We start from the raw sequence: 3,140 nt of genomic DNA, 5'->3' as shown, positions 1-3,140 counted from the left end.
GTTGAGTCCAGCTATTAGAAACAATGCTGGCGGACATTATAATCACGAATTATTTTGGTCACTACTAACACCAATAAAAAACACCAAACCAACTGGAGGTTTAGAAAAAGCAATTAACGAAACATTTGGAAGTATGGATGTTTTAAAAGAAAAAATAAATGCGGCTGCCACTTCCCGATTTGGTTCTGGATGGGCTTGGCTTTCTGTTGATAAAAATAACAAATTGGTGGTGTCTTCTACTCCAAATCAAGACAATCCGTTAATGGATGTTGCAGAAACCAAAGGCACACCCATTTTAGGAATTGATGTTTGGGAACACGCGTATTACTTAAAATACCAAAACAAACGTGCCGATTATTTAACGTCTATTTGGAACGTTATAAACTGGAACGAAGTAAGTGCCAATTACAACTTAGCTATTAAAAACAATTAATTTACAGGTATGAAAAAAGTATTTTTAGTTCTATTTTTATTCGGAACGTTATTGGTTGCTGCACAAGAAAGCACACCTACTTTAGAAAATATAGCTTCTTTTGAAGGAAAAACAATTACAATTTGTGAAAAAGTAACAGGTATTCACGAAACAAAAGGCGGAAATGCGCTATTGAATTTTGGAAAACCCTTTCCAGACAATGCGTTTTCTGTAGTAATTTTTAAACTTGACCGAGAGGCATTTTCTTACGATCCACTAACGTTAGATTCAAAAACCATTTGCATCACTGGAACCGTTATAATGTATAAAGGAAAACCAGAAATTATTGTTAAAAAGGAAGCTGAGATTGTGGTAAAATAATTTAATTTATTTGACACAAATTTCACGAATTAGCACGAATAAATTAGTGAAAATTTGTGTAATCTGTGTTGAAATTCTTAGCCACGGATATTAGGATTAACACGGATTAAATTTGTGTAATTTGTGTAATCTTGGTTAAAATTCTTAGCCACGGATTTTAGGATTAGCACTGATTAAATTTGTGGTAATTTTTTTAATCTGTGTTGAATTTTTTTTGAAACTGGCAGAATATTATACTAAACGTCTCGCTTTTTCTAAATCTTCAGGCGTATCAATTCCTATACTTGCGTGAGACGTTTCAATCATTTTAATGCGTTTGCCGTATTCTAAATAACGCAATTGTTCTAGTTTTTCTGAGGCTTCTAAAGACAACATCGGTAATTTAGCGAAGTCTAATAACGCTTGTTTTCTAAACGCATAAATACCAATATGCTTCATATATCGTACACCCAAATTTTCCTCACGAGGAAACGGAATTACCGAACGCGAAAAATACAAAGCAAATCCGTCTTGGTCCGTAATTACTTTTACGTTATTTGGGTTTTCAATTTCTGATTTATCTTTAATTTCAAACATTAAAGAAGCCAAATCAATTTTCTTTTCTGAATCATTTTGAAAAGCCGTAATAATTTGTTCTAAAGGCGATTTATTGATAAAAGGTTCATCACCTTGTACATTTATAATAATGTCTGTATCAATGTTTTCAATAGCTTCTGCTATTCTGTCGCTACCACTTTCGTGCTCCTTGATGCTCATAATAGCTTTTCCGTTATGGGAAATAATTTCATTATAAATTAATTCCGAATCGGTAACCACAAACACATCGTCAAACAAATTAGTAGCCACAGCTGCTTCATATGTTCTTAAAATAACCGTTTTTCCACCTAAATCTTGCATTAATTTAGCAGGAAATCGTGTAGAAGCATAACGCGCAGGGATGACAGCAATTATTTTCATTGTAAATGGGTTAAAGGTTTTGGGTTAAAGGTTTCGTTTTATTTCTAAAATTAACTTTAAACACCAAATATATATTTAAAAATTTATCTATGTTTTTATGTGTTTTCAAAATTACTCAAAATTTTCATCTTTAAACCCAATTAAATATAACTTTTCTTTTGCTCTTGTTATTGCCGTGTAAAGCCAACGAATATAATCTCTATCCACACCATTCGGTAAGTAGGGTTTTTCTACAAACACACTACTCCACTGCCCTCCTTGCGATTTATGACACGTAATCGCATAGGAAAACTTGACTTGTAACGCATTAAAATACGGATTGCTTTTTACTTTTAAAAGTTTCTTGTATTTGTGAATTTCGTCTTCATAATCTTTAGAAACTTCTTGATACAATAAATTCGATTCTTCATACGTCAGCGATGCCGCTTCACTTTCAATGGTATTTAAAAGCAGTACGGTCTCAAATGGTGCTTCATTCGGATAATCAATCATTCGGATGGTAACATTGGCAAATTTAAAACCATATAATTCCTGAATATTTCTTATTTTTAAGACTTCAATAATATCGCCATTAGCAATAAAACCAGCTTGTGAGGTTTCATTTAGCCAAAAATAGTTGTTTTTTACTACCATTAACAAATCGCCAGCCGACAAATCACTTTCTTTATCTAAAATTCGTTGTCTAATTTGCTGGTTGTATTGATTGGCGCGTTTATTAGAACGCACGATGAATGCAGTATCTTCTGTACTATAATTTCGATACGATTGGTGAATGGCGTCTTCAATATCAAATCCGTCATCCAATCGAATAATGTCTTTAAACGATTTCAAATTGAATTTAAAATTATCAATAAAGTGCGATTTTAAAAGCGCTCGTAATTCGGTAGCATTGCTTAAAATTCCTGAATTTTCAGCTTGTCGCATCACTTCGTCCAATTCAATATGAATAATTTCTTTATCGTAATTCACTTGTAATGAATGAATATCCAAAGCCGGACTAATATCTGAATTCACCGGTGGTAACTGAGCCGTATCACCTACTAAAATCAATTTGCAATTTTGCCCAGCATCTACATAAAACAATAAATCGTCTAACAAAGAACCATTTTCATACAAGCTCGTTTCGTTAGATTGATCCGAAATCATTGAGGCTTCATCCACAATAAAAATCGTATCCTTAAATTTATTGGCTTGCATCACAAAACCTACGCCGCCATTTTTATTCTTTTTAGGAAAATAAATACGTTTATGAATGGTAAAAGCGGGTTTTTCAGAATAGGCTGACATCACTTTAGCCGCTCTACCAGTCGGCGCCAGCATAACAGATTTTTTATTGGCGGTTTGTAGTTGATTTACTAAAGTTGAAATCACGGTAGTTTTACCCGTTCCG

Annotated in this window: 4 protein-coding genes; 2 read left to right on the top strand and 2 right to left on the bottom strand. The window is 33.2% G+C overall.

Features of this window, described 5'->3' with window-relative positions; genetic code table 11:
* The coding region (locus tag ACIQ11_RS09905; RefSeq protein WP_396154491.1) for a superoxide dismutase at positions 1–433 on the top strand (433 nt) is incomplete at its 5' end.
* Positions 434–442: 9 nt separating this feature from the next.
* A complete protein-coding gene (locus tag ACIQ11_RS09900; RefSeq protein ID WP_396154489.1) occupies positions 443–793 on the top strand; it encodes a hypothetical protein in 351 nt (116 codons plus the stop codon).
* A gap of 231 nt (positions 794–1,024) precedes the next feature.
* Here the strand turns inward: ACIQ11_RS09900 and kdsB are convergent, their stop codons facing one another.
* Both kdsB and ACIQ11_RS09890 read right to left on the bottom strand, forming a co-directional pair.
* Complete coding sequence (kdsB, locus tag ACIQ11_RS09895) at positions 1,025–1,750, bottom strand: 3-deoxy-manno-octulosonate cytidylyltransferase (protein WP_396154487.1); 726 nt, start codon at positions 1,748–1,750, stop codon at positions 1,025–1,027.
* A 111-nt stretch (positions 1,751–1,861) separates the two neighbouring features.
* Positions 1,862–3,140 (bottom strand): ATP-dependent RecD-like DNA helicase (locus ACIQ11_RS09890; RefSeq protein ID WP_396154485.1); only part of this gene is annotated, 1,279 nt, incomplete at its 5' end.

Source organism: Flavobacterium sp. (assembly GCF_044361065.1).
Lineage (GTDB): Bacteria > Bacteroidota > Bacteroidia > Flavobacteriales > Flavobacteriaceae > Flavobacterium.
This window is presented reverse-complemented; position numbering and strand designations above follow the sequence as displayed.

What these genes read in the sequence shown, in the direction of transcription:
- kdsB (WP_396154487.1), bottom strand. Translation starts at nt 1,750, where the DNA reads ATGAAAATAATTGCTGTCATCCCTGCGCGTTATGCTTCTACACGATTT.
- ACIQ11_RS09900 (WP_396154489.1), top strand. Translation starts at nt 443, where the DNA reads ATGAAAAAAGTATTTTTAGTTCTATTTTTATTCGGAACGTTATTGGTT.